Origin of the sequence: Kribbella sp. NBC_00359 (assembly GCF_036097425.1) — a bacterium.
Taxonomy (GTDB): domain Bacteria; phylum Actinomycetota; class Actinomycetes; order Propionibacteriales; family Kribbellaceae; genus Kribbella.
This window is the reverse complement of the sequence record NZ_CP107975.1, coordinates 7,133,873-7,156,777: the sequence shown is the minus strand read 5'-3', so window position 1 is coordinate 7,156,777 and position 22,905 is coordinate 7,133,873. Positions and strand designations below refer to the sequence as shown.

The 22,905-nt window shown below is 69.2% G+C and carries 21 protein-coding genes; 12 read left to right on the top strand and 9 right to left on the bottom strand.

Annotated features, from left to right (window positions below):
• Positions 1–15: 15 nt before the first annotated feature.
• The 7 genes from OG876_RS34750 (at position 16) to OG876_RS34720 (ending at position 6,361) form a co-directional block, all read left to right on the top strand.
• Entirely contained in the window at positions 16–777 is a 762-nt protein-coding gene (locus OG876_RS34750; RefSeq protein ID WP_328520929.1) for an MBL fold metallo-hydrolase, read from the top strand.
• An 86-nt stretch (positions 778–863) separates the two neighbouring features.
• Positions 864–2,342, top strand: a complete 1,479-nt coding sequence (locus OG876_RS34745; RefSeq protein WP_328520928.1) for a glutamate--cysteine ligase — start codon at positions 864–866, stop codon at positions 2,340–2,342.
• 422 nt (positions 2,343–2,764) lie between these two features.
• Entirely contained in the window at positions 2,765–3,178 is a 414-nt protein-coding gene (locus OG876_RS34740; RefSeq protein ID WP_131337975.1) for a universal stress protein, read from the top strand.
• A gap of 1 nt (position 3,179) precedes the next feature.
• Positions 3,180–3,800, top strand: a complete 621-nt coding sequence (locus tag OG876_RS34735) for an HhH-GPD-type base excision DNA repair protein (RefSeq protein WP_328520927.1) — start codon at positions 3,180–3,182, stop codon at positions 3,798–3,800.
• 249 nt (positions 3,801–4,049) lie between these two features.
• The gene (locus OG876_RS34730; RefSeq protein WP_328520926.1) at positions 4,050–5,375 is read left to right on the top strand and encodes an RNA polymerase sigma factor; all 1,326 of its coding nucleotides are present in this window, start codon (positions 4,050–4,052) and stop codon (positions 5,373–5,375) included.
• The gene (locus tag OG876_RS34725; RefSeq protein ID WP_328520925.1) at positions 5,375–5,635 is read left to right on the top strand and encodes a DUF6412 domain-containing protein; all 261 of its coding nucleotides are present in this window, start codon (positions 5,375–5,377) and stop codon (positions 5,633–5,635) included. The genes OG876_RS34730 and OG876_RS34725 overlap by 1 nt, the downstream gene beginning before the upstream one ends.
• A gap of 45 nt (positions 5,636–5,680) precedes the next feature.
• On the top strand, positions 5,681–6,361 hold the full coding sequence (locus tag OG876_RS34720) for a YidC/Oxa1 family membrane protein insertase (protein WP_328520924.1): 681 nt from the start codon (positions 5,681–5,683) through the stop codon (positions 6,359–6,361).
• 39 nt (positions 6,362–6,400) lie between these two features.
• On the opposite strand, the gene OG876_RS34715 is transcribed toward OG876_RS34720, so the two are convergent.
• Entirely contained in the window at positions 6,401–9,559 is a 3,159-nt protein-coding gene (locus tag OG876_RS34715) for an ATP-binding protein (protein WP_328520923.1), read from the bottom strand.
• Positions 9,560–9,629: 70 nt separating this feature from the next.
• Positions 9,630–10,820, bottom strand: coding sequence for an NAD(P)/FAD-dependent oxidoreductase (locus tag OG876_RS34710; RefSeq protein WP_328520922.1), 1,191 nt, complete (start codon positions 10,818–10,820; stop codon positions 9,630–9,632).
• A 303-nt stretch (positions 10,821–11,123) separates the two neighbouring features.
• Here OG876_RS34710 and OG876_RS34705 point away from each other — a divergent pair, with 303 nt between their 5' ends.
• From OG876_RS34705 to OG876_RS34695, 3 genes are read left to right on the top strand one after another with little or no spacing between them, the layout of a single operon-like run.
• A complete protein-coding gene (locus OG876_RS34705; protein WP_328520921.1) occupies positions 11,124–12,263 on the top strand; it encodes an ROK family transcriptional regulator in 1,140 nt (379 codons plus the stop codon).
• Positions 12,260–13,102: a sugar phosphate isomerase/epimerase family protein gene (locus tag OG876_RS34700; protein WP_328520920.1), complete on the top strand. Its 843-nt coding sequence runs from the start codon at positions 12,260–12,262 to the stop codon at positions 13,100–13,102. Before OG876_RS34705 ends, OG876_RS34700 begins: the two co-directional genes overlap by 4 nt.
• 1 nt (position 13,103) lies before the next feature.
• Positions 13,104–14,159 carry a Gfo/Idh/MocA family protein gene (locus OG876_RS34695; protein ID WP_328520919.1) on the top strand — a complete coding sequence of 352 codons (1,056 nt, stop codon included), beginning with the start codon at positions 13,104–13,106 and terminating at the stop codon, positions 14,157–14,159.
• Here the strand turns inward: OG876_RS34695 and OG876_RS34690 are convergent.
• Together OG876_RS34690 and OG876_RS34685 are read right to left on the bottom strand one after the other, a co-directional pair.
• A complete protein-coding gene (locus OG876_RS34690) occupies positions 14,149–14,955 on the bottom strand; it encodes a TetR/AcrR family transcriptional regulator (protein WP_328520918.1) in 807 nt (268 codons plus the stop codon). The genes OG876_RS34695 and OG876_RS34690 overlap by 11 nt on opposite strands.
• A gap of 56 nt (positions 14,956–15,011) precedes the next feature.
• Positions 15,012–15,821 carry an aminoglycoside phosphotransferase gene (locus tag OG876_RS34685; RefSeq protein WP_328520917.1) on the bottom strand — a complete coding sequence of 270 codons (810 nt, stop codon included), beginning with the start codon at positions 15,819–15,821 and terminating at the stop codon, positions 15,012–15,014.
• Positions 15,822–15,887: 66 nt separating this feature from the next.
• Between OG876_RS34685 and ppk2 the strand changes: the two genes are divergently transcribed.
• A complete protein-coding gene (gene ppk2, locus OG876_RS34680; protein ID WP_328520916.1) occupies positions 15,888–16,796 on the top strand; it encodes a polyphosphate kinase 2 in 909 nt (302 codons plus the stop codon).
• A gap of 98 nt (positions 16,797–16,894) precedes the next feature.
• On the opposite strand, the gene OG876_RS34675 is transcribed toward ppk2, so the two are convergent.
• From OG876_RS34675 to OG876_RS34660, 4 genes are all read right to left on the bottom strand, one after another.
• Positions 16,895–18,424 (bottom strand): sensor histidine kinase, encoded by a 1,530-nt coding sequence (locus tag OG876_RS34675; protein WP_328520915.1) that lies wholly within the window; start codon positions 18,422–18,424, stop codon positions 16,895–16,897.
• On the bottom strand, positions 18,424–19,125 hold the full coding sequence (locus OG876_RS34670) for a response regulator transcription factor (protein ID WP_328520914.1): 702 nt from the start codon (positions 19,123–19,125) through the stop codon (positions 18,424–18,426). The genes OG876_RS34675 and OG876_RS34670 overlap by 1 nt, the downstream gene beginning before the upstream one ends.
• A 66-nt stretch (positions 19,126–19,191) precedes the next feature.
• Positions 19,192–19,734, bottom strand: coding sequence for a hypothetical protein (locus OG876_RS34665; protein ID WP_328520913.1), 543 nt, complete (start codon positions 19,732–19,734; stop codon positions 19,192–19,194).
• 132 nt (positions 19,735–19,866) lie between these two features.
• Positions 19,867–20,352 carry a DUF456 domain-containing protein gene (locus OG876_RS34660; protein ID WP_328520912.1) on the bottom strand — a complete coding sequence of 162 codons (486 nt, stop codon included), beginning with the start codon at positions 20,350–20,352 and terminating at the stop codon, positions 19,867–19,869.
• 41 nt (positions 20,353–20,393) lie between these two features.
• Here OG876_RS34660 and OG876_RS34655 point away from each other — a divergent pair, with 41 nt between their 5' ends.
• Positions 20,394–22,412: an amylo-alpha-1,6-glucosidase gene (locus OG876_RS34655; RefSeq protein WP_328520911.1), complete on the top strand. Its 2,019-nt coding sequence runs from the start codon at positions 20,394–20,396 to the stop codon at positions 22,410–22,412.
• Between the two features lie 103 nt (positions 22,413–22,515).
• Here the strand turns inward: OG876_RS34655 and OG876_RS34650 are convergent, their stop codons facing one another.
• On the bottom strand, positions 22,516–22,746 hold the full coding sequence (locus OG876_RS34650; RefSeq protein WP_328520910.1) for a DUF7455 domain-containing protein: 231 nt from the start codon (positions 22,744–22,746) through the stop codon (positions 22,516–22,518).
• Positions 22,747–22,905: the final 159 nt, after the last annotated feature.

Sequence of the window (22,905 nt, the reverse complement as noted above, 5' to 3'; positions counted from 1 at the left end):
ACCGACAATTCCGTCATGAGCTTCCCCGACCACTGGGACGACGGCACCGATCCGGCGAGTCCCGACCATCAGGTCCATTGGTACGACGAGCGCACGGTGATCATCCGGCAGGCGCTCCGGACCAACTTCGAGGGCCCGTTCCTGTACCTCCTGCTCGGCACAGAGCGCGCCCTGCTGCTCGACACGGGCACGGGTCACGTGAAGCTCCGCCCACTGGTCGAGAGCCTGCTGAGCGGACAGGAGCTGATCGTCGCGCACACCCACGCGCACGGCGACCACGTCGGTGGGGACGCCGAGTTCGACAGCGTCGTCGGCCGCTCACAGGAGGAGGTGGCGGCGTACTTCGGGATCGCGGACTGGCCGAACGACGTGGTCCAGCTCGATCTCGGCGACCGGGTCCTCGACATCATCCCGATCCCGGGGCACCACGCCTCGCACGTCGCGGTCTACGACCGGGCGACGCGGCTGCTGATCAGTGGGGATTCGCTGTACCCCGGCCGGCTGTACGTCTTCGACTGGCCGGCGTTCCGGGCGAGTGTCCGGCGGCTGGCCGACTTCGTTGCCGCGGGCAATCCCGTCGAGTGGATCGCCGGCGCGCACATCGAGCTGACCGACCGGCCCGGCGAGGACTACGAGATGGGCGCCGACCGCCACCCCGGCGAACACGAGTTGCCGCTCGATCCCGCCGTACTGACCGAGCTTGCCGGCGTGCTCGAGGAGGCGGGACCGGAGCCGGTCCGGATCGTCCGCGACCACTTCATCGTCTACCCGGTCTGATCCACCACGCGATTGCGCCACCCACGGATGGGCACCTTCAGGCACACTGAGGCCATGCTGTAGCGGGAGCCACCAGGGAGGCCGAAATGGGTGAGGAAGTCGACCGGGTCGAGTTCACCCGGGCGGACCGGACCGCGTTCCGCAATCAAGTGCATCGCAATCTGGACGCCTTCGCGCGGATGCTGCGCGAGAACCGGTTCGCACCCGAGCGGCCGATGACCGGGATCGAGATCGAGCTGAACCTGGTCGACGAGCAGTGCGACCCGGCGTTCAAGAACGGCGAGGTGCTGAGCGCGATCGAGGACGACGCGTTCCAGACCGAGCTCGGCCAGTTCAACATCGAGATCAACGTGCCGCCCGGGCAGATCGACGGCATCGGCCTGGACACGATGGAGTCCAGCATCCGCGAGAGCCTGAACGCGGCCGAGGAGAAGGCGGCCCGGACCGGGTCGTCGATGGTTGTCGTCGGTATTCTGCCGACACTGCTGACCGAGCACATCCATCGCGAGGCACTGAGTACGAACCCGCGGTATGCCTTGCTCAACGACCAGATCTTCGCCGCGCGGGGCGAGGACGTGCAGATCGCCATCGACGGGATCGAGCGGCTGCAGGTGACCGCGGACAGCATCGTGCCCGAGGCCGCCTGTACGTCGACGCAGTTCCATCTGCAGGTGACACCCGAGGCGTTCCCGCGGTACTGGAACGCGGCGCAGGCGATCTCCGGCGTCCAGCTCGCCGTCGGCGCGAACTCGCCGTTCCTGTTCGGTAAGGAGCTATTGCGGGAAACGCGCATCGCGTTGTTCGAGCAGGCCGCCGACACCCGGACGCACGAACTGAAGACCCAGGGCGTGCGGCCGCGGGTGTGGTTCGGTGAACGCTGGATCACCTCGATCTTCGACCTGTTCGAGGAGAACTCCCGCTACTACCCGGCGCTGCTGCCGGTGACGTCGGACGAGGATCCGATCGCCGTCCTCGATCGCGGCGACACACCGGCCCTTTCGGAGTTGCGGCTGCACAACGGGACGATCTATCGCTGGAACCGGCCCGTGTACGACGTTGTCCGGGAGAAGCCGCATCTGCGGGTGGAGAATCGCGTGCTGCCGGCCGGGCCGACGGTCGTCGACACGATCGCGAACGGCGCCTTCTACTTCGGTCTCGTGCGGGCCCTTGCCGACAGCGAACGGCCGATCTGGTCGCAGATGTCGTTCAGCGCGGCCGAGGAGAACTTCCACGAAGCGGCCAAGAACGGGATCGACGCGGAGGTGTTCTGGCCGGGTATCGGTACGGTGCGCGCAACCGAGCTTGTGCTCAGACGCCTGCTGCCGTTGGCATCCCGGGGACTCGAGGCCTGGGGCGTCGACACCGCCGTACGGGATCGGCTGCTCGGAATCATCGAGCAGCGCTGCCTGACAAACCGCAACGGTGCGTCGTGGCAGGCCGACGAATTCCATCGACTGTATACACGGGGATCGCACGGACGGCGGGACGCGTTGCGCGGAATGCTGCGGCGCTACCGCGATCACATGCACGAGAACACGCCAGTTCATGAGTGGCCGGTGGACTGAACCGGTTAGTTATTTACGACAACGTTGGACAAGGGCACGCACGCCTCGCCCCGCCCGGCGGGTGTGCGGCCGCGGAACCGGGGTCCCTCCGGCGGAACCGTGCCGATCTCCGGCGACCTTGCCCAAGGCAACTGGGTGGACGAGTTCGATAACGACCCGGACTACAGGGGTGGCGCGTTGGGTGACAGCCCTGCAAAGGTGTGGCCACCGGAAGGTTAGAGAGTTTCGTCGCGGGTAGTACTCGGGCACCGGCGTGGCTGCCACCACGGTGGTCCAGCCGGTGGTGGAGTACTACCCGCGTAACGATCTGTCGTCCGTCACGGCCGCGACACAGCTGGTGTAAATGCAGCGGATGCCGACCACGGTCGAGAGCAGTATCGTTCGGAACGGGTCGACACGACACCCGGAGGTGAGGCAGGGCGATGACGACCATCGTCGTGGGTTACGTGCCGAAGGCGGAGGGCCGTGCGGCCCTTCGGCGGGCGGCGGAAGAAGCAACGCTTCGGGACGCCAAACTGGTGGTGGTGAACTCGCACCGGGGTGGACGCAGCTTCGACAGCGATGAGGCCGCGGCGAGTGATGCCGCGCTGACGGAGGTACGGGAACAGCTCGACTCGACCGGCGTGCCCTACGAGGTGCGGCAGTTGGTGCGTGGACTCGATCCGGCGGAGGACCTGGTGGCCGTCGCCGAGCAGGTGCACGCGGAGTTCATCGTGATCGGCCTGCGGCGCCGATCTCCCGTCGGCAAACTCATCCTCGGCAGCAACGCCCAGCGGGTGCTGCTCGATGCTCCGTGTCCGGTGCTGGCCGTGAAGGCCGAGGAAGGGGAGGACTGAGGTGACTTCGACACGCAGCAAGAAGCTGTGCCTCGCACAGCAGCCCGACGCCGACGAGATGCTGAGCAGAGATCCGTTCGCCCTGCTGGTGGGGATGTTGCTGGACCAGCAGATCCCGATGGAGCGCGCGTTCGCGGGCCCGGTCGCGATCGCGCAGCGGATGGACGGGCCGTTCGACCCGGCCACGGTCGCGCACTACGACCCGGACGCGTTCGTCGAGGTGGTGGCCGGTCCGCCGGCCGTGCACCGGTTCCCGACCGCGATGGCCGCCCGGATCCAGACCCTGGCCAAACACCTCGACGAGGAGTACGGCGGTAACGCTTCGGGGCTCTGGTCCGATGTCAAGTCCGGGGACGACCTGCTGGCCAGGCTCTCGGCCCTGCCGGGGTTCGGCGCGCAGAAGGCGAAGATCTTCGTCGCGCTGCTCGGCAAGCAACTCAAGGTCCGCCCGCGCGGGTGGCGCGAGGCGTCCGAGCCGTACGGCGAGGACGGCGCGTACAAGTCCGTCGCGGACGTGATCGACGTCGCGTCGCTGGTGCGGGTGCGGCAGTTCAAGCAGGAACAACAGGTGGTCCGGCAGCGGGTCGTGGCCCGGCCGCTGCGGCAGACCCGCAACGGGTGACGGCAGACGACATCGAACGCTGACGCGATCAGGCCTCTACCGAAGCGGGAACGCCCGTACGGTGGAGGCCTGCGCATGTCCTTCGGGGGGTCGCGCGACGCCTGGGCTTGGTTCGCGGATTACAATGTAGTGTTGCCGCCGCCTGACCAGCGAGCAGCGCACACACAGTCATACCCAGAACGTGGCACCACCAGCACCATCACAACGTCGTACCGCCGTACAAACCCTGCGTCAGACGAGAGGTAATTCGTGTCGTCCAGCTCGTCCGAGAATCTTCCCGCCGAGTCAGCCCGGGCCGTGGCCGCCACCGCCCGCAGCACGGCTCCGAGGACCAGCGCCCGAGTGACCGAGCCCGCTGCCAAGAAGGCGGCCGTGAAGAAGGCCGCGGCCAAGTCTGCCGCCAGCACCAAGGAGGACGGTATCCCCGCCGCGAAGAAGGCCGCCGCCAAGAAGGCGCCGGCGAAGAAGGCCGCAGTTTCCGAGGCGGGTCTGGCGATCGACCCGAAGACCGGCAAGCCCCGCTCGCTGGACGAGGTGGACGAGGCGGACTTCAGCCCCGACGCGGTGAAGCCGCTGGAGAAGGAGCTCACCGAGGACGAGGGCTTCGTCGTCTCCGAGGCCGACGAGACCGACGAGCCCGAGCAGCAGGTGATGGTCGCCGGTGCCACCGCGGACCCGGTCAAGGACTACCTGAAGCAGATCGGCAAGGTCCCGCTGCTGAACGCCGAGCAGGAGGTCGAGCTCGCCAAGCGGATCGAGGCCGGCCTGTTCGCCGAGGAGCAGATCGGCGATGAGGCGAACAAGCTGAAGGAGAAGGTCCGCGACGAGTACGAGTGGATCTCCGAGGACGGGCGCCGGGCGAAGAACCACCTGCTCGAGGCCAACCTGCGCCTGGTGGTGTCGTTGGCCAAGCGCTACACCGGCCGCGGCATGCTGTTCCTGGACCTGATCCAGGAGGGCAACCTCGGTCTGATCCGCGCGGTGGAGAAGTTCGACTACACCAAGGGCTACAAGTTCTCGACGTACGCCACCTGGTGGATCCGGCAGGCGATCACCCGCGCGATGGCCGACCAGGCCCGGACCATCCGGATCCCGGTGCACATGGTCGAGGTCATCAACAAGCTGGCCCGGGTCCAGCGGCAGATGCTGCAGGACCTCGGTCGCGAACCCACTCCGGAAGAGCTCGCCAAGGAGCTCGACATGACCCCGGAGAAGGTCATCGAGGTGCAGAAGTACGGCCGTGAGCCGATCTCGCTGCACACCCCGCTCGGTGAGGACGGCGACTCAGAGTTCGGCGACCTGATCGAGGACTCCGAGGCGATCGTGCCGGCCGAGGCGGTGTCGTTCACGCTGCTGCAGGAGCAACTGCACGCCGTCCTGGACACACTGTCCGAGCGCGAGGCCGGTGTGGTCTCGATGCGCTTCGGCCTGACCGACGGCCAGCCGAAGACGCTGGACGAGATCGGCAAGGTGTACGGCGTGACCCGCGAGCGGATCCGGCAGATCGAGTCGAAGACGATGTCGAAGCTGCGCCACCCGTCGCGTTCGCAGGTCCTCCGGGACTACCTGGACTGATGACAGTGGGTCAGGCGATCGCCGGCGTACTCGCGCTGGTGATGCCTGCCTACGATTCGGCAACCCTGGCCGCCGCCGTGCTCACGGCGGCGGCCTTGCTGTTCACGCTGCTCCTCGTCGCGCGCACCTCGGCGCCCCCGGCCGCTCCGCTCCTCGCGCGGGCGACCTCGGTCCGCGATCGTGCGGAGCAGACCGTCTTCCTCCGGCTGTGTGATCCGGACGACGCCGGGCGGCCTCGTCCACGAGCACCGGGACGGTAGCGCTCCACCTCGCTACCCGTTCCTTCTCACTCGTGGAGTTGTGCTGTGCCTTCATTCCTGGAGGCACCGGTCGCCGGTGCCTATCACGTGCTCACGTCCCTCGTCACCGCCATCGAACCGCTCACCGGCAGCTACGCCGCCGTGATCGCGATCGTCGTCTGTACCCTCGCGGTACGCCTGTGTCTCGTTCCGCTCAGCCTGCGGGCGCATCGCGGGTTGCGCGCCCGCGCGGAGCTGCTGCCCGAGTTGAAGAAGCTCAGTGATCGCCACCGTGGCGATCCGGAGCGGCTGCAGCGCGAGCTTGCCAAGCTCCAGGCGGAGTCGGGTACGTCGCTGTTCGCCGGGTTCCTGCCAACGCTCGCGCAGATGCCGTTCTTCTGGCTGATGTACACGCTGTTCTCCCGTGCGGTCGTGGCGGGGGAGTCGAACCAGTTGATCAGCGGCAGCCTCCTCGGCGCGCCGCTCGGCCTGCACTGGCCGGTCCTCACCGGGACCCCGGCGTTCCTCGTCCTCGCCGTCCTGCTGGCGGTCGTCGCCTGGTTCTCGGCGCGCCTCGCCCTGCGCCAACTCGACGAGACGGCCACGCCACTGTCCCGCCGGATCGCCCGCCTGCTGCCGTACGGCACCCTGCTCAGCGCCGCCTTCCTGCCACTGGCCGCCGGCCTGTACCTGCTCACCACCACCGCCTGGACCGTCGTGGAACGCACGGTCCTGGGGGGTCGGTAAGAGCGCTGTCACCAACAGCAAACCAGCGGGTCAGTGAGGCTACTGCTGGTGGTGTACGGCGCAGCGGCTGGCGTCGAGGGGCTGGCCGGCGGCGGTGAAAAGCTCGGCGGCCTCGAGCAGCCGCTTGCGCGCGGCGTCGCGGTCGCCTTCGGCGCTGTGCAGGTGCGCCCGGGCCTCGGCGATCGCCGCCTGCCATGCGGTGCCCTTCCACAGCGCGGCGGACCGCTCGGCCGCGGCGAGGTGCCGGCGAGCGTCGTCGAGATCGCCGGCGTCGGCGCAGGCCGTCGCGGCAGGCACCGCCAGCATGATGGAGCAGAAGGTGCAAGCATCTTCCTGGCCGAGGGCGGCCACAGCTTGGTCCACGACGGCGCGGGCGCTGTCCACGTCCGGCGCGGCGCTGATCATCGTTCCGTACACGCGCTGCAGCAGGTGCAGCGCAATCGACGACCAGCGGGCCAGCGGAAGCGCTAGGTGCAACAGCCGCGTCGCCTCGGCACGGTCCCCCTGCGCGAGGCGCACTTCGGCGAGCCGCTGCAGGCTGTGGGCCTCCCCTGCGGTGGAGCCGATGTCGTGGTGCAGTTGCGCGGCCTCGGCCAGCTCGGACTCGGCGAGGGCCAGGTCTCCGGAGAGCAAGGCCGCCTCGCCGCGCAGCGCCGTGGCGAACGCGACGGCCCGCAGTACGCCGGATCGACGCGCCGACTCGCGCAGGGTGGCACCGAGCGCCAGCACCTCCGCGTACGGCGTGGGTCCGTACAGCAGGAACTCCGCCACACACAGGTGGCTGTCGAACATCGACCGCGCCAGGTCCGGTCTTTGCGCCCCGGCACGCAGTTCGACGACGAGCCGACCGAACCACTCCCCGCGCAGGTGTGCGACCAGACCCTGCAATGAGATCAGGTCGTACATCCGCCAGTCGCCGGGGTCGGCCACCCCGATCCGGCGGCGCGCCTCGTCTGCGGCCGCCGCGGCCGCCGCCAGATCGCCGGTCAGATAGGCGAGGATCCCGCGCTGGAGCAGCAGCGCGGCGTCGTCAGCCGATCCGTCGGGCTCCAGGCCGTCGAGCGCCTCGGCCGCGGTCGCGTAATCGCCGCCGAAGGTGGCAGCCCGAGCCAGCCGTGGCAGCAGGCGCCGCCGTTCGGTGGCGTCGTCTGTGGCGCTCAGCGCCTCACGGTAGGCGAGTACGGCGCCGGCATCCCCAGTTGCCAACAGCATGTCCGCCCGCAGGGCGAGCAGCGGCCCGCGCTCCGGGTCGCGGACTTCCTGGCGCACCAGGTCGATCAGCCTGAGCGCGTCGCGGTAAGCCCCGATGGCCGCCCCGGTGCGGGCGGCCTGCAGCAGGAACGGTGCGGCAGCGCCGACGTCGCCGGCCTGCAGCAGTTGGTGGCCGATCCGGGCCGGGGACGCGCCGAGGCCGCGCAGCGCTTCGGCGGCCTGACGATGGAGCGGCAGGAGGCGGTGCGGGGGCAGTCCGTCCAGCAACGCGTCGCGCACGAGCGAGTGCCGGAAGCGGTAGCCGGCGCCGGTCCGCTCGACCGCGCCTGCGGCGAGCGCGTCGTCGAGCAGCTGGTACGCCTGAGCCTCGCCGACGCCGGACATCGCGACGTACTCGTCGGTGTCGAACGAGCCACCCAGCACTGCCACCCTGGTCAGAGCCGCGGTCGCGTCACCACTGAGGCCGCGGAGTACCAGCGCACCCATCGGGCCGGCGCGGTCGTCGGCCGACCCGGCCGTACGCGCCAGTTCCACAGCTGCGAAGGGGTTGCCGCCGGCAAGCTTCACGACCCGCTCGAGCAGCACCTGATCCTCGCCGACGGCACGGCCGGCCAGCCGGCGGATGTCCTCGTCGGCCAGCGGGCCGAGATCCAGCGGCTCTGACGTACCGCGGCCTATCAAGCTGCGGCGCATCGCGTCCATCGCCGGACGCAGCGGCCACGGGCGGTGCGCGACCACGATCACGATCCGCTCGCCGACCGAGGTGCGGGACAGATAGTGCAGCAGCCGCAGGCTGGCCTCGTCGGCGTCATGAGCGTCGTCGACGACGAGCACGGCGCCACCGCCGGAGGACGCGAGCCGCAGCAGTTCGGCGGCACTGACGAACAGCCGCTGGTGGCGGCTCTCGCCGGTCCAGTCCTGGGCGGTGCCGCGCAGGGCTCCCTCGATCTCGACGCGGTACTCGTCGGCCAGGCCGTCGAGCAGGGCCGGGTGGCGACGGCACAGATCCGCGAGCGCCTCCAGCGCCGGAGCGTACGGCCAGGCCCCCTCGATGCCGGCGGCGGTGCCGAACCCCACACGCAGCCCGCGCTCTTCGGCCCGCCTGTCCAGCCACCGCAGTACGGTGGTCTTACCGATGCCCGCGGGGCCGGAGACGAAGAGTGTCCGGCCCTGGCCGTTGCTCGCGGCAACGATAAGGCGGCCGATCCGGCCGAGCTCGGGATCGCGGCCCAGCGGCGGCCATTGACCCTCAGGTTGTGGGGCGTCGATGGCTCGCAACTCGGCGCGCAACGAACCGACGGCTGGACTGGGGGTGACGCCCAGCTCGCCGCGCAGTGCTCGCTCCAGGCGCTCCAGCTGTCGTAGCGCCCCGCGCCGGTCGCCGCTGTCGGCGAGCTGTCGCGCAAAGGCCAGGCTGGCGTCCTCGTCGGCCGGATCGGCAAGGGCGAGTTCCTCCCACCGGCCGGCGCGGCGCAGTATCCCCTGGTGTAGTTGTCGCAAGCGATCCCGTGGGCCTTCCAGCCATGCCTCGTACGGGTCCTCGGGCAGCAGGTCGCCGGCCCACAGATCTGCCGCAGCAGCCGCCACGGCCGCACCGTCTGCGTTGCCGCGGCCGTCCGTAGTGCCGGGTCCGTCCGCGGCTGCGAGGGCTTGCCGGGCGCGTCGCTCGAACACCTCGGCGTCGACGACAACCTGCGCGTCGGGGAACAAGGACACCAAGTCCCCGGCCAGGACCAGCGCGCGCGGATCACCGAGCGAGCGCCGGGCGTAGTACGCGGCTTTGTGCAGCCGTGGCGCCGCGTCGTCGATCCCGGTGCCAGGCCAGAGCGCGTCGATGACCTGCTCGCGGTGCAGCGCCCGGCGTGGGGCGAGCGCGAGGAGTTTGACCAGCGCTGCCGCCCGGCGGCGGCGCCACTCCTCGGCGGGGACGGGCCGCCCATCGACACGGACGGCGAAGCCGTCCAACAGGTCGATCTCGACGCGCATCGCTTCTCCCATCCGCGAGTTTAGTCCCGCTCGCCCTGTCTGACGGCTGCCCTGTCCGACGCCTGCTCTGTCACGCGGTGCGAGTGGGCGCGAGGTCGAAGCCGCGGATCGCCTCGACCTCGTCGGCCATCACCGAGGACAGCCCGCGCAACAGCCGGCGGGCCTCGGCGAGGTCCCACTCGTGGGAGGCGAGGCGATCGACGATCGGCTGCATCGGCAGGGCCATGCGGTCCCGCTGCGCCTGGTAGTCGGCGAGCGCGAGCCCCTCCGCGCGCTCCGATGCCGACCCGGAGACGATCGCGGCGGCAAGCAACTCCGCGTCGCGCAGCGCGTCGGTGATCCCATGAGTCGAGAGCGGGTCCACCCAGCAGCCGGCGTCCCCGACGAGCGCCCAGCCCGATCCGTACGGACGATGCAGCCGCGCCGGCATACCGCGGAAGAACCGCACCGGCCCGTACGGCGCCGCCGCCGTAAGGTCAGCGAGTTCGCCATCGAGCCGCGCCAGCAACCCGCGAAGCGCGGCGACGGGACCGAGGTCGCGCGTCGCGTCGGCGAGTATGTCCCGCGAGCCGCCGACGAACACGCACGTGAGGCCATCGTTCGTGGGAATGGTCCCGGCGGACAATGCATCGCCGTAGTACCAGTGATAACCGTCCAGGTCCGCAGCCGGCCAGTACCCGTAGAAGTACGACGCGGCGTGGGCACCCGCCGCGATAGTCGGTGCGGCCACCCGACCAGCCACCACGGAGCCGCGTCCGTCGGCGCCGACAACCAGCCGTGCGCGCTCGGTCCAGCTAGCCCCGCCACGGTCGCGCAGGACCACACCGACGACCCGGCCGGCGCCGTCGCGAGCGAGGTCTGTGACAGCCGGCCCGAAGCGGAACTGCGCGCCGGCCTCCTCCGCGGCGTCGACGAGGATGGCGTCGAGGACGGTACGGCGCGGCGCGTACAGGGCATCAACACCGGCATACGGTTTCAACGAAACCGGCATGGACTCCGCGCCGTAGTGGAACGTCACCCGGCGTACCGCCGGCGCGCCGGTCGCCGCCACCTTGTCGAGCAAGCCCCAGCGCCGCAGTTGCAGAATTCCTCCGCGCATCAGCGCGTGCGTCGACACAGTGTCCGAGCCGCGGCGGGCACGGTCCACGACCAACACCCGCAGGCCGCTGCGGGCGAGCAGCAGCGCGGTCGAGGCTCCGGCGACGCGGCCACCGACGACGATGGCGTCCCAACCGGCGCCGGGCCGGCTCAGCGGATACACGATGGCTTCACTGGAGAGCTGACACCCGCCGGGGTCAGGCCCTGGTTCGGAGGTCGTTGAACCGTTGCGGTCATGGCAAGACTCCGTTCGGTTAATGGACCACGACCCCGCCGACGCTAGGAATGCCGCCTTCCCCCAACCTTCCCCACGACTTCCCGAACTCCTCGACTCAGGGCGGCCCAGGCGTGATGAGGCCATCCTGCAGCGTTGATAGTTGCTGGGAGCAACTATTTGTTTGCGGTCTGTCGCATCATTCTGCTACCGTCTTTAATAAAGCCGGTTGCATAACCGCGATGGAGGGCGATGGATCCCGTACGGTCGGCGAATCAAGTCGCCTGTCTGCGTTTCCTGGCCGATTCCGACAACGCGCAAACGGTCGGAGTCATCAGCGCTGAGACCGGACTGTCCCGGCCCACGGTGCACGCCGTCCTCGACGATCTGCTCGTGGCCGGTCTGGTCGTGTCCACGGACCCGGCGACCGTGGGTCCGGGCCGGCCCGCGCGGGCCTTTCAGTTCGCCCGGGAGACAGGGCTGGTAGCCGGCGTCGATCTTGGTCCGCGCGGGGCGCGAGCGGTCATCTGCGACCTGTCCGGCCGCCGGGTCGGCTACACCGAACTGCCGCGGGACCGGCGTGCCGGTCTCTCCCTGATCCGGCACGCGATCGACGCCGCGGCGGAACAGGGCGCGGTCGACGCCGGACGGCTTCGTGCGGTCGGCTTGGCTCTGCCCGGTGTGATCGAGGCGAACGGTCACCTGCGCGCCAGTCTCGCGTTGCCCGAACTGGTCGGCCTCCCGATCGTGGAGACCGTGTCGCAGGACCTGCGCCTTCCGGTTGCCCTCGACAACGACATCAAGCTGGCGGCGCTCGCCGAGCAGCGCGGCGGTGCGGGGCGCGGGTACTCCGACGTGGTCTACCTCCAGATCGGTCATCGGCTGTCCGTGTCGATCGTCCTGAACGGAGTCATTCGGCAAGGACGCCACCGCATGGCCGGGGAGCTCGGCGCGCAGCGCGGCATGCGCTGGACGCGGAACGCGCAGCGCGGGCAGTTGATCTGGACCTCACACCCGAGCGGCGAGGCCGTGCTGAGCGCGGCGGCCGCCGGCGACGCGGCCGCCCGGGCGGAGATCGCGGACTTCTGCGCGCAGATCGCCGGTCGCATCGCCACCGTGTTGCTGGTGGTCGATCCCGAGGTCGTGGTCGTGCGGGGCTGGCTGGCGCAGGACAGTGACGCGCTGCTTCGTCCGCTCGAGGCCGCGGTCGAGAAGGAGTTGCTCTTCCCCGAGCGCCCACCGTTCGTCGCCTCGGCGCTCGGGCGTGAGGCCGTGGTGCTCGGGGCGGTCGGCACCGCGTTCGACCAGTTCAGTTCAGACATCTATGGGATTCACGGCTACCAAAGTCCGTGGAGCCGGATCACTCACGACGTGGAGAGGACCAGCACGTGAAGCTAGGAGTCAGCTCGTACTGCTTCCGAGGGCTCATGAACAGCGGCGAGATGGACCTGATCGGGGTCCTGGATTGGGTCGCGTCATCACCCGCCGGGCATCTGGAGATCGCCGCGATGGACGGCGAGTACTACCTGGAGAACGACGGCGTCGTCCGCGACGCGGCCAAGCACTCCGACGATGTCGGCGTACCGATCGTGAACTACCTGGTCAGTGGCGACCTGCGGACGGCGGAGGACAAGGAGATCGATCGTCTCCGCCGGCAGCTGGACGTCGCGCACCGGTTCGGCGCTCGCATCTTCCGGCACGACGTCGCCCCGTGGGCGTGGCGTGAACAGGACCCGGGGGAGTTCGAGTCGACGTTCGAGCGGGTCGTGGAAGGTTGCCGTGCCGTCGCCGACCATGCCGCGGAGCTGGGCATCGTCTCGACGATCGAGAACCACGGCTTCTTCATGAACGGCAGCGACCGGCTGGCCCGGCTCGTGTACGCCGTGGACCGCCCGAACTTCCGGGTCACGCTCGACCTCGGCAACGGCCTGTGCGTCGGCGAGGTGCCCGGCAAGACCGCTGCCGGACTGATCGACCTCGCGGCCTCCGTGGGCGTTAAGGACTTCCACATCCGCCGGTCGGCAGGCGACGGCTGGCTCAAGACGCTGGCCGGGGACTATCTGCTCGGCACGATCTCGGGGCACGGAGATGTCGACCTGGCCGGCCTGCTCGCCCTGGTCGCCACCAAGCCCGACGTACCGGTGAGCCTCGAGTTCGAGGGTCTGGAGTCGACTCCGGACGCCATCGAGCGCTCGCTCAACAACATCCTCCGACTGGCGGGAGCTGCCTGACATGACGACCCGGATTGCTGTCATCGGTGTGGGTGCCATCGCGACCCAGCACCTGATCTCGTACCAGAAGAACCCGCAGGCCGAGCTGGTGGCCGTCTGCGACATCGACCGGACCCGGGCGAAGGCCCGAGCCGACGAGTTCGGCGTACCGCGGGCCACCGATGTCGTCGACGAGGTCCTGGCCGACCCCGGTGTCGACGCCGTCAGCATCTGCGTGCCGAACCTGCTGCACGCGAAGATCGCGGAAGCGGCGCTACGGGCCGGCAAGGACGTGCTGGTCGAGAAGCCGATGTCCGTGACGGTCGACGAGGCCGAGTCGCTGGTCCGCGCGACCAAGGAAACCGGCCAGGCTCTGCAGATCGGCTACGTACGGCGCTTCGCCCCGAATGCCCTGGTGACCAAGCGTTTCCTGGACGAGGGCGAGTTCGGCGACATCTACGCCGCGCGGGCCACGATCATCCGGGCCGCCGGCAACCCCGGTGGATGGTTCGGCGACGTCGACATCTCGGGTGGTGGCCCGCTGATCGACCTGGGCGTGCACATCATCGACCTGTGCTGGTACCTGATGGGCATGCCGACCGCGGTCTCGGTGTCGGGAGCGACGTTCTCCCCGCTCGGTGCCCGGGACAACATCCAGCACCTCACCCGGTACCGGGCCGCGTCCGAGTCGCGGGTCAACAACGTCGAGGACTACGCGACCGCGCAGGTCCGGTTCGCGAACGGGGCGGTTCTCGACGTGGACACGTCGTACTCGCTGCACGCGCGGAACTGGACGAGTGTGAAGATCCACGGCGACAAGGGCGGCGCGGAGATCGAGCCGGAGCTGCTGATGGTCACCGAGCGGCACGACACCCTGCTGCACGTCCAGCCGCAGATCGACTCGCTCGGGTTCGACTTCGCGGTCGGGTTCGCCAACCAGATCGACAACTTCCTGAAGATCTGCCGCCGGGAGATCCCGGCCGACGCAACCGCGGAACAGGGCCTCGAGATGGCCCGCATCCTGACCGCGATCTACGAGTCCGCCCGGATCGGATCCGAGGTGACGATCACTCGGTGACCGGGTCCGGCTTCAGTCGGCCCATCGTCTTGGCCGCGGCCTGGATGGCGAGGACGGAGGCCGACGAGGTGTTGCGGAGCCGGGACTCGAGGCCGTCGAGGATGCGGTTGAGGCCGTAGCTGAAGTTGTCCTCGGCGTCGACGGTCAGGTCGGTCGCGTCGTGGGCGGCGTACAGGGCGCGGATGTGGGGGTAGGGCTCGGCGGCCTTGACGGCGGCGGGCCAGACCGCCGCGCGCCAGGCGTCGTGGTCCATGCCGCTGCGGTGGAGTTTGGTGATCGTGGCGGCCTCGGTCGAGGCGATGCCGATCACGTATCCGAGGACGGTCTTGGAGGCGTGGTCGGCTTCGACCAGCTCGAAGCCGGCGGTCAGGTAGACGCCGAGCAGCTGGTCCGAGACGCGCATCAGGTTCGGGCCGAGGTAGTTCATGCCGACCTCGGCCAGCGTCGGCGCGACCCACGGATGGCGCACGATCATGTCGCGCACGCTGCGCGCCGATGACTCCGCCGCCGCCCGCCACTGGCCGGTCTCGGTGACCGCGGGCACCTCGATCTCGCCGTACACCTCGTCGACGACGAGCTCGACGAGCTCCTCCTTGTTCGCGACGTGCCAGTAGACGGCGGTCGCGACCGCGCCGAGCGCGGCCCCGAGCTTGCGCATGGTGAGCGCCTCCAGGCCGTCGGCGTCCAGCAGCTTGAGCGCTTCCGCGACGATCTGCTCCCGGCTGAGCGCCGGCTGCTCGCGCCGCCGCCCACGCTTGGGCCGGGTCCAAACGGACGTGTACTCCTCGGTCGCCATGGCCTCACTCTAGCGTTGCCTTGAACAACGTACAGGGCTTTGACCAGCGTTCAGTTTCAGCTGAGCAGGGCGGTGGTGATGGAGTCGGCGTGCTGGTCGAGCCAGGTCTGGCGGTTCTTGATCTTGTCGCCGACTCCTTCGCTCCACATCCGCTGCCAGCCACCGCCGAGGGTCTCCGCGCGGTACTTCATCGTGTGCCAGACCCGTTCGTTCAGGGCGATCGCAAGCTCCATCAGGCGCCGGCGGTCCGGATCGGACAGGTCGTAGGCATCCGCGATCAGCCGGCACCGCCGCAGCCGATCCAGACCGTGGAAACCGGGGTCGACATCGGCGTCGGCGCCCAGCGGAGCCCACCACAGCATCAGGTTGACCATCTCCCTGGCCCGGCTGACCGGGCGGGCGAGGTCGAAGTCGATCAAGGCGTACGCGCGGCCGTCGCGGAACACCACGTTCTCCGGGGTGATGTCCTGATGTCCGACGAGTTCCACGGGGTCGGCGACGGCCGGCAGACCGGGTGGTTCGATCGGCGCCGGCAGATTCATCGGGATCCCGAAGCTCTCGATCGCGTCGTCGTACGCGCGGACCAGCCGGGCCAGCGAGATCAGCCGGTCCTCGTCAGCGATCCAGTCCGGGTGTGGGCGGCCGGCGACCTCGCCCTCGACGTACGAGAGGACCTGACGCCCGGCCGAGTCGACGCCGAGGAACCGGGGAGCACCCTCGAACCCGACCGACTCCAGGTGCAGCAGCACGTCCCTGACCATCTCGGCTCGCTCGCCGGGCGGCCGCCGTACCGTGTCGCCGACGCGGACCAGTCCTTCGGTCACATCCCCGCCGGTCAGCGGAATCTCTTCACCCTCGTCGGCCATCGTGTCCCATTCTCCATCCGCTGAGCTGTTCACCTGGACGTCATCGGCAGCGCAGAATCTTGGCATATGAGTACTCCTGATCTGGTGCAAGAGCTCGGCTTCCGTGTCCTCGACGAGGAGGACGACGATCCGGTGCTGCTGCGTGCCGACGGTACGCCGGTCGACACCTGGCGCGAGGGCTATCCGTACGGCGAACGGCTGCCGCGCGAGATCTACGACCGGGACAAGCGGCTGCTGCAGATCGAGTTGCTCAAGCTGCAGTACTGGGTGAAGCGGTCGGGGCAGCGGCTGGTGATCGTGTTCGAGGGCCGCGACGCGGCCGGCAAGGGCGGCACGATCAAGCGCTTCATGGAGCACCTCAACCCGCGCGGCGCGCGCATCGTCGCGCTGGAGAAGCCCACCGAGCGCGAGAAGACCCAGTGGTACTTCCAGCGGTACGTCGAGCACCTGCCGGCCGCGGGGGAGATGGTGCTGTTCGACCGGTCCTGGTACAACCGCGCCTGTGTCGAGCGGGTGATGGGGTTCTGCACGCAGGACGAGTACGAGGAGTTCCTGCGGCAGGCGCCGGAGTTCGAGCGGATGCTGGTGCGCTCGGGCATCCTGCTGATCAAGCTGTGGTTCTCGGTGTCGCAGGCCGAGCAGCAGACCCGCTTCACGATCCGGCAGATCGACCCGGTTCGGCAGTGGAAGCTGTCGCCGACCGACCTCGCGTCGCTGGACAAGTGGGCCGACTACACGGAGGCCAAGGAGGCGATGTTCCACTACACGGACACGCTGCACGCGCCCTGGACCGTGGTGAAGAGCAACGACAAGAAGCGCGCCCGGCTCGAGGCCATGCGGCACGTGCTCAGCCGCTACGACTACACCAACAAGGACGTCGAGCTGGTCGGCAGTCCGGACCCGAAGATTCTCGGCCCGGCCGCCCAGGTCCTCGAGCACGGCGAGTCCGCTACTCGCGCCTTCCCAGCCCTCTGACGTTTCAGGGGTCAACCCCTCACCGGGTGGGTTGCGGACCCGAATTCTCGGTCCGCAACCCACCACCTCCGGGGTTGACCCCTCAAATGGGACGGGGGCTAGGGAGTGGCTGCGAGGGGCAGGTGGACGGTGAAGGTGGCTCCGGTCGGGATGGAGTCGGTGACGGTGACGTGGCCGCGGTGGGCGGCGACCAGGGCGGCGACGATCGAGAGGCCGAGGCCCGAGCCGCCGGTCGAGCGGGTCCGGGCCGAGTCGGCGCGGTAGAAGCGCTCGAACACGCGGGCCTTCTGTTCGTCGGTCAGCCCGGGGCCGGAGTCGCTCACCTCGAGCACAGCCTCGCCGTCCCGGGTCCCGATCGAGACCAGGATCGGTGCGTCGAGTGGTGTGTGGTGGAGGGCGTTGCTGACCAGGTTGCCGAGCACCTGGCGCAGGCGGGCTTCGTCGCCCTGGACGACCGGCGCCTCCGAGTCCGGCAGGATCTTGAGCGAGATGTTCCGTACGGGCTGCACCGCCTGGGCGTTGTGGAGGGCGTCGGCGGCGATCGGGAGCAGGTCGACCGGCTCCATCTTCAGCGGACGCTGCTGATCGAGCCGGGCGAGGAGCAGCAGGTCGTCGACGAGGAGACCCATCCGCTTGGCCTCGTCCTCGATCCGCCGCATCGTGTCGGCGTCGCCGCCATCGCCGCGTTGCCGGGTGAGCTCCGCGAAGCCACGGATCGACGTCAGCGGCGTCCGCAGCTCGTGCGACGCGTCCGCGACGAACCGGCGCATCCGCTCCTCCGACTGCCGCGCCGCCTCCTCGGACTGGCGGGCGACGTCTTCGGACCGTCGAGCGGCTTCCTCGGACCGGCGGGCCGCGAACTCGGAGGCGGTCCGCTGCGCGAACGCGGTCTCGATCTGCCCGAGCATCTGGTTCAGCGCGAGTGACAACCGCCCGACCTCGGTCCGGGGATCCCGTTGTGGCACGCGCTGGCTGAGGTCCCCGCCGGCGATCGCGACCGCGGTGTGCTCGACGTCCTCGAGTCCGCGCAGACTTCGCCGTACGACGTAGGTCCCGACGCCGGCCAGGAGCACCAGGAGGATGAGGCCGGCGGCCGCCTGGATGCCGACCAGGCGCTGGATCGTGTGGTCCATGTCCTTCAGGCTCTGCGCGACCATCACCGAGCCGTTGCCCTTGTCCGTCGGCACTGCGACCACCCGCCAGGTCGCACCGCCGGAGACGGCGTCGACGTTGAACGAGTTCCCGTTCAGCGCCCGGATCTGGTTGAGGTTGAGCGTCGGCAACTTCGGCAGCGGCTCGGTCTCGGCCAGCCGGGCGCCGATCGGCGGGCCGTCACTGGTGCCCTCGGAGTCGCTGAACTTCACCACGAACTCACTCGGCAGCGACCGGGGACCCGGCTGCTCGCCGGAGTTCTGGGGCTGCGGGCGCCGGTCGAACGGAATGTGCTGGAGCTGCATCGCGGTCTGGTGCAACTGTTCGTCCACGCGGTCGATCAGGTAGCCGCGCATGATCGTGGTGGCCAGGACTCCGGAGGCGGCAAGAGCGAGCGCCACCAACGTCAGCAGGACGACGACGATGGTGACGCGCAGCGGGTACCGGTCTGCGAAGCGCCGGTGGGTCTGTTGCATCAGTTGGGGCCTCGCGGGGTACGCAGGACATACCCGACCCCGCGGACAGTGTGGAGCAGCTTCTGGTCGCCGGTGTCGACCTTACGGCGCAGGTAGGACATGTACGACTCGACCACGCCGGCGTCTCCGGCGAAGTCGTAGTTCCAGACCGCGGACAGGATCTGGCCCTTGGACATCACCCGCTCGGCGTTCTCCAGCAGGCAGCGCAGCAGCTTGAACTCGGTCAGCGAGAGCTGGACCGCCTGACCACCCTTGAACACCTCGTAGCTGTCCTCGTTCAGTTCCAGATCGGCATAGCGCAGTACGGCGGCCTCGGTGGTGGTCTGCTCGCGGTGACCGGACCGGCGCAGCAGTGCCCGCACCCGGGCGACCAGCTCGTCCAGACTGAACGGCTTGGTGACGTAGTCGTCGCCACCGGTGTGCAGGCCGAGGACCTTGTCCTCGACCGCGTCACGGGCGGTGAGGAACAGCACCGGCACATGCCGGTCCTCACCGCGCAGCCTGCGGACCACTTCGAATCCGTCCAGGCCCGGCATCATCACGTCGAGGACGACCAGGTCGGGCTCCACCTCACGGGCCTTCCGCAGCGCCTCGGCGCCGTGGGTCGCCGTGGTCACGTCGTACCCGGCGAAACGCAGACTCGCGGACAGCAACTCGACGATGTTCGGCTCGTCGTCGACCACCAGCAGATGCGGACTCATGCCCCACAGTCTGCCGCTGGTACCCGTGTGAACCCTGGAAGGTTCCTGGCAATCAGCTGTGAGTCGTCAGCGCGGCCCGTGCTTGAACCCCCATTTCTGACCCGCCGCGTCGCGGGCGGTGCCGTCGTTGATCGTGGTCGCGGTCGCGGTGTTGTCCGCCACCACGGCACTGACCGACACCTTGCTGCCGGTCTTGATCGAGGCGATGCCGTCGCGGGCCGAGTTCACCAGGGTCTCCGCCGCGACGGTGTAGGTGCGGCTGTACCCGTCCGCACTCTTCACGGTGATCGAGTCCTTGCTGACCGCGGTCACGTCACCCTGCTGGGTGGCGATGGTCTGATAGCCGCCGCCGTCCTTCGGGACCACGAACTCGCCGTGCAGCGCCCCACCGACACCGAACTCGCCGCGATGCCCGAACCCGCCCTTGCCGGGGCCCTGCTCGTTCGACGGAGCCGAGGGTGAGGCAGAGGGGGAGTTCGACGGAGACGGCGTCGGGTCGGCGCTGTTCGCCGCCCAGGCGACTCCGCCCACGGTGGTCGTCACCGCCACGGCCGCCACCGTGCCGGCCAGCCTCCACCGCTTGTCCGAGAACTTTTGCAACGTCGCCATACGTGCCTGCCTTCCGTACTGCGTGCCGGGCCGATCACCTGGCACTGGTCTTCCCACGCTGCCGCGCGGACCTGAGACAGGGCTCCGGCGCGGTTGAGAAAACCCTGGCAATCGGTCCGGTGCGGAGCGTGATCAGACCACGAAGAGCACGGCGGCCAGCCAGACCGCCGCGGCCAGCGACGTGCCGATGAGCTCGATCAGGATCGACACCCCGGTCTCTCGCAGCGCGTGCTTGGTCGATGTCCACGCGGCGGTGTGCGTGCGCAGCCGCTGGACTTCGGACAGGTAGACACCGATCGGGAAGCCGACGAACATTCCGACCACCGGGATCACGAAGAACCCGACGATCCCGAGCAGGACGCCGACGAGCATGGACCGGCGGGGCACTCCGGCGTCCCGGAGCCGTCGCTCCGGTACGACGTACTTCACCACTTGACTCGCACCGATCAGGGCCCCGGTGATCGCGAACACGATCCAGCCGGTCGCGCTGTGCGCGAGGATCGCCCAGAACAGGATCGCCGCCAGACTCAGGAGCGCCCCGGGCAGGATCGGCACGACGATCCCCACGATCCCGACGAAGATCGCGACGCCGACCAGGACGGTCACTCCAGTTTCCACACCGACACTCTGCCGCATAAACCCGCCCTTAGGGTGGAGGTATGTCCCAGCTGCACGAACTGGTCACCGCATTGGCTGCTCCATGGGTGGTTCTCTCGCCGCGATCCGGGCAGCTCACCGGCTCCGGCGCCGAGGGGGTGTACGCCCGCGACCGGCGCATCCTGTCCCGGCTCAGCGTCACGATCGACGGCCGGGAGCCGATCCCGGTGCACGCCGTCGAGCGCTCCGCGGCGGCTCATGAGTACGTCGCAATGGTCGAAGGACTCGGTGACACCCGGCACGATCCGACCGTGATGCTGTACCGCACCCGGGAGGTGGACAGCGAGGGCCTGACCGAGCGGATCACGCTGGTGAACCGTTCCCGCGCGGCGATCGCGTGCCGGCTGGATGTTGCCCTGGGCACCGATCTCGCCGGGACGGCGGCGGTCCGGAGCGGAGCGGCCGCCGAGCTGCCGGACCTGACGCCGCTGCCGACCAAGGCCGGGGAGTCCGGTTGGCTGCACTGGGAGAGCGCTGGGACCCGCGTGAGCGTGAGTGCCGATCCCGGAGTCGCCACCATGCCCCGGCTCGAGCCGGGGGAGGAGTTCACTATCACCCTGCGCGTCAGGGCCGACTTCCCGACGTCGACCACCGGCTTCTCGATCGAGCCGCCCGCGGACAGAGCGCCGTACGGCATCGGCCTGAGCTGTGACGACAAGCGGGTCGAGCGTTGGCTGCAGCGCTCACTCGACGACGTGCTCGCACTGCAGTTGGCCGTCGGCGCCGATCGCTATCTCGGCGCCGGCCCACCGTGGTATCTCACGCTCTTCGGCCGCGACTCGCTGATCTCGTCCGGCATGCTGATCCCGGTCGACCCCGGACTGGCCGCCGGAACCCTGCGAGCGCTGGCCGCCTGGCAAGGCACCAAGGTCGACCCGGACTCCGCCGAGCAGCCCGGGAAGATCCCGCACGAGCTCCGCGCCGAGGTCGCCGACCACGGCGGCGGTCTCGTGCTGCCCGCGGCGTACTACGGAACGCATGACGCGACCCAACTCTGGATCACCACGCTCCACAAAGCTTGGCGCTGGGGCATGCCGGCCAAAGAGGTCAGCGACCTGTTGCCGAACCTGCGCCGTGCACTCGGCTGGATGAAGGACTACGCCGATCCTGACGGCGACGGCTTCCTCGAGTACGTCGACGAGTCCGGCCACGGACTCGCCAACCAGGGTTGGAAGGACTCCGCCGACGCGGTGCAATGGCCGGACGGCACGCTCGCCGCCGCACCCATCGCGCTGTGCGAGGTGCAGGGCTATGCGTACGCCGCGGCGGTCAAGGGAGCCGAGCTTCTCGAAGCGCATGGTGAGTCCGGCGACGAATGGCGGGAGTGGGCGGCCGCTCTGCAGGAGCGATTCCGCTCCGCGTTCTGGGTCGACGGTTATCCGGCGATCGCGCTCGACGGCGCCAAGGACCCGGTCGTCGGGCGTGCGTCGAACATGGGTCATCTGCTCGGCACCGGTCTGCTGGATGCGGACGAGGAGCAGGCGGTCGCCGACGTTCTGGCCGGCGCGGAACTGAACAGCGGCTTCGGGTTGAGAACGTTGTCCACGGCCATGACTCGGTTCAACCCGCTCGGCTATCACACCGGCAGCGTCTGGCCGCACGACACCGCGATGACGATCCAGGGCCTGTACGCATCCGGTCACGGGGCGGTGGCTTCGTCGTACGTGGACGGTCTGATTCGTGCCGCGGAAGCCTTCGGCTATCGGTTGCCCGAGTTGTACGGCGGTCGCGGTACGGACGAGGAGAACACGCCGACGCCGTACCCGTTGTCCTGCCGGCCGCAGGCGTGGGCGGCCGCATCGGTCGTCGCGGCGGTGGTTGCGGCGCTGGGCATCGAGCCGGATGTTCCTGGTGAGACGCTGATCGTGAACCCGGCTGAGGCGCCGTGGAACGTGCTCGAGGTCAGAGGACTCCGGCTCGGTGACGACGTACTGTCTGTCCGCGTCGAGGACGACGTCCTGACCGTGCTGGAAGCGCCTCAGAACGCGCTGATCAGGGCGAACGCCGACACCCCGAAGTAGATCGCGGCGTGAACGGAAGGATGGCGGCCACCCTTCCGGGTGACCGCCATCGAAGCCTGTATGACTTTGGCGCCGCCATTGGCGCGTTTAGGAAGCCAGGTCCTTACCGATCCTCGTCCGTGGCCACGGTCGGGGTCGCTTCGAGCCGTCCCGTCTCGTCGTGGATGGTGATCGCGATGTTGCGCAGCTTCTCCGCGTGCTCCCGGCCGTGGTGGGCGCAGAACAGAAGCTCCCCACCGCTGGTCAGGGTGACACGAACGTAGGCCTGCGCGCCGCAGCGATCACAACGGTCCGCAGCCGACAGGGTCGAGCTCGGGGCGAGTGCTGTAGTCATTGAGGCCTCATCTCATCTAGTTCCGTACTCACCAGATAGCAACATCCTGACATGCGGATCGCTTCCCGGGTGGGGCAGCGTGTCCGTATGTGAGACGAACCACCTGTTCCCGTATGACGCATCTTGACGAGGAATCGTTTCGGAGACGGGCGAATTCTT

Coding starts and splice junctions, on each gene's coding strand:
- OG876_RS34750 (WP_328520929.1), top strand. CDS start 16: ATGAGCTTCCCCGACCACTGGGACGACGGCACCGATCCGGCGAGTCCC.
- OG876_RS34745 (WP_328520928.1), top strand. CDS start 864: ATGGGTGAGGAAGTCGACCGGGTCGAGTTCACCCGGGCGGACCGGACC.
- OG876_RS34740 (WP_131337975.1), top strand. CDS start 2,765: ATGACGACCATCGTCGTGGGTTACGTGCCGAAGGCGGAGGGCCGTGCG.
- OG876_RS34725 (WP_328520925.1), top strand. CDS start 5,375: ATGACAGTGGGTCAGGCGATCGCCGGCGTACTCGCGCTGGTGATGCCT.
- OG876_RS34715 (WP_328520923.1), bottom strand. CDS start 9,559: ATGCGCGTCGAGATCGACCTGTTGGACGGCTTCGCCGTCCGTGTCGAT.
- OG876_RS34705 (WP_328520921.1), top strand. CDS start 11,124: ATGGATCCCGTACGGTCGGCGAATCAAGTCGCCTGTCTGCGTTTCCTG.
- OG876_RS34695 (WP_328520919.1), top strand. CDS start 13,104: ATGACGACCCGGATTGCTGTCATCGGTGTGGGTGCCATCGCGACCCAG.
- OG876_RS34690 (WP_328520918.1), bottom strand. CDS start 14,955: ATGGCGACCGAGGAGTACACGTCCGTTTGGACCCGGCCCAAGCGTGGG.
- OG876_RS34685 (WP_328520917.1), bottom strand. CDS start 15,821: ATGGCCGACGAGGGTGAAGAGATTCCGCTGACCGGCGGGGATGTGACC.
- ppk2 (WP_328520916.1), top strand. CDS start 15,888: ATGAGTACTCCTGATCTGGTGCAAGAGCTCGGCTTCCGTGTCCTCGAC.
- OG876_RS34675 (WP_328520915.1), bottom strand. CDS start 18,424: ATGCAACAGACCCACCGGCGCTTCGCAGACCGGTACCCGCTGCGCGTC.
- OG876_RS34670 (WP_328520914.1), bottom strand. CDS start 19,125: ATGAGTCCGCATCTGCTGGTGGTCGACGACGAGCCGAACATCGTCGAG.
- OG876_RS34665 (WP_328520913.1), bottom strand. CDS start 19,734: ATGGCGACGTTGCAAAAGTTCTCGGACAAGCGGTGGAGGCTGGCCGGC.
- OG876_RS34655 (WP_328520911.1), top strand. CDS start 20,394: ATGTCCCAGCTGCACGAACTGGTCACCGCATTGGCTGCTCCATGGGTG.
- OG876_RS34650 (WP_328520910.1), bottom strand. CDS start 22,746: ATGACTACAGCACTCGCCCCGAGCTCGACCCTGTCGGCTGCGGACCGT.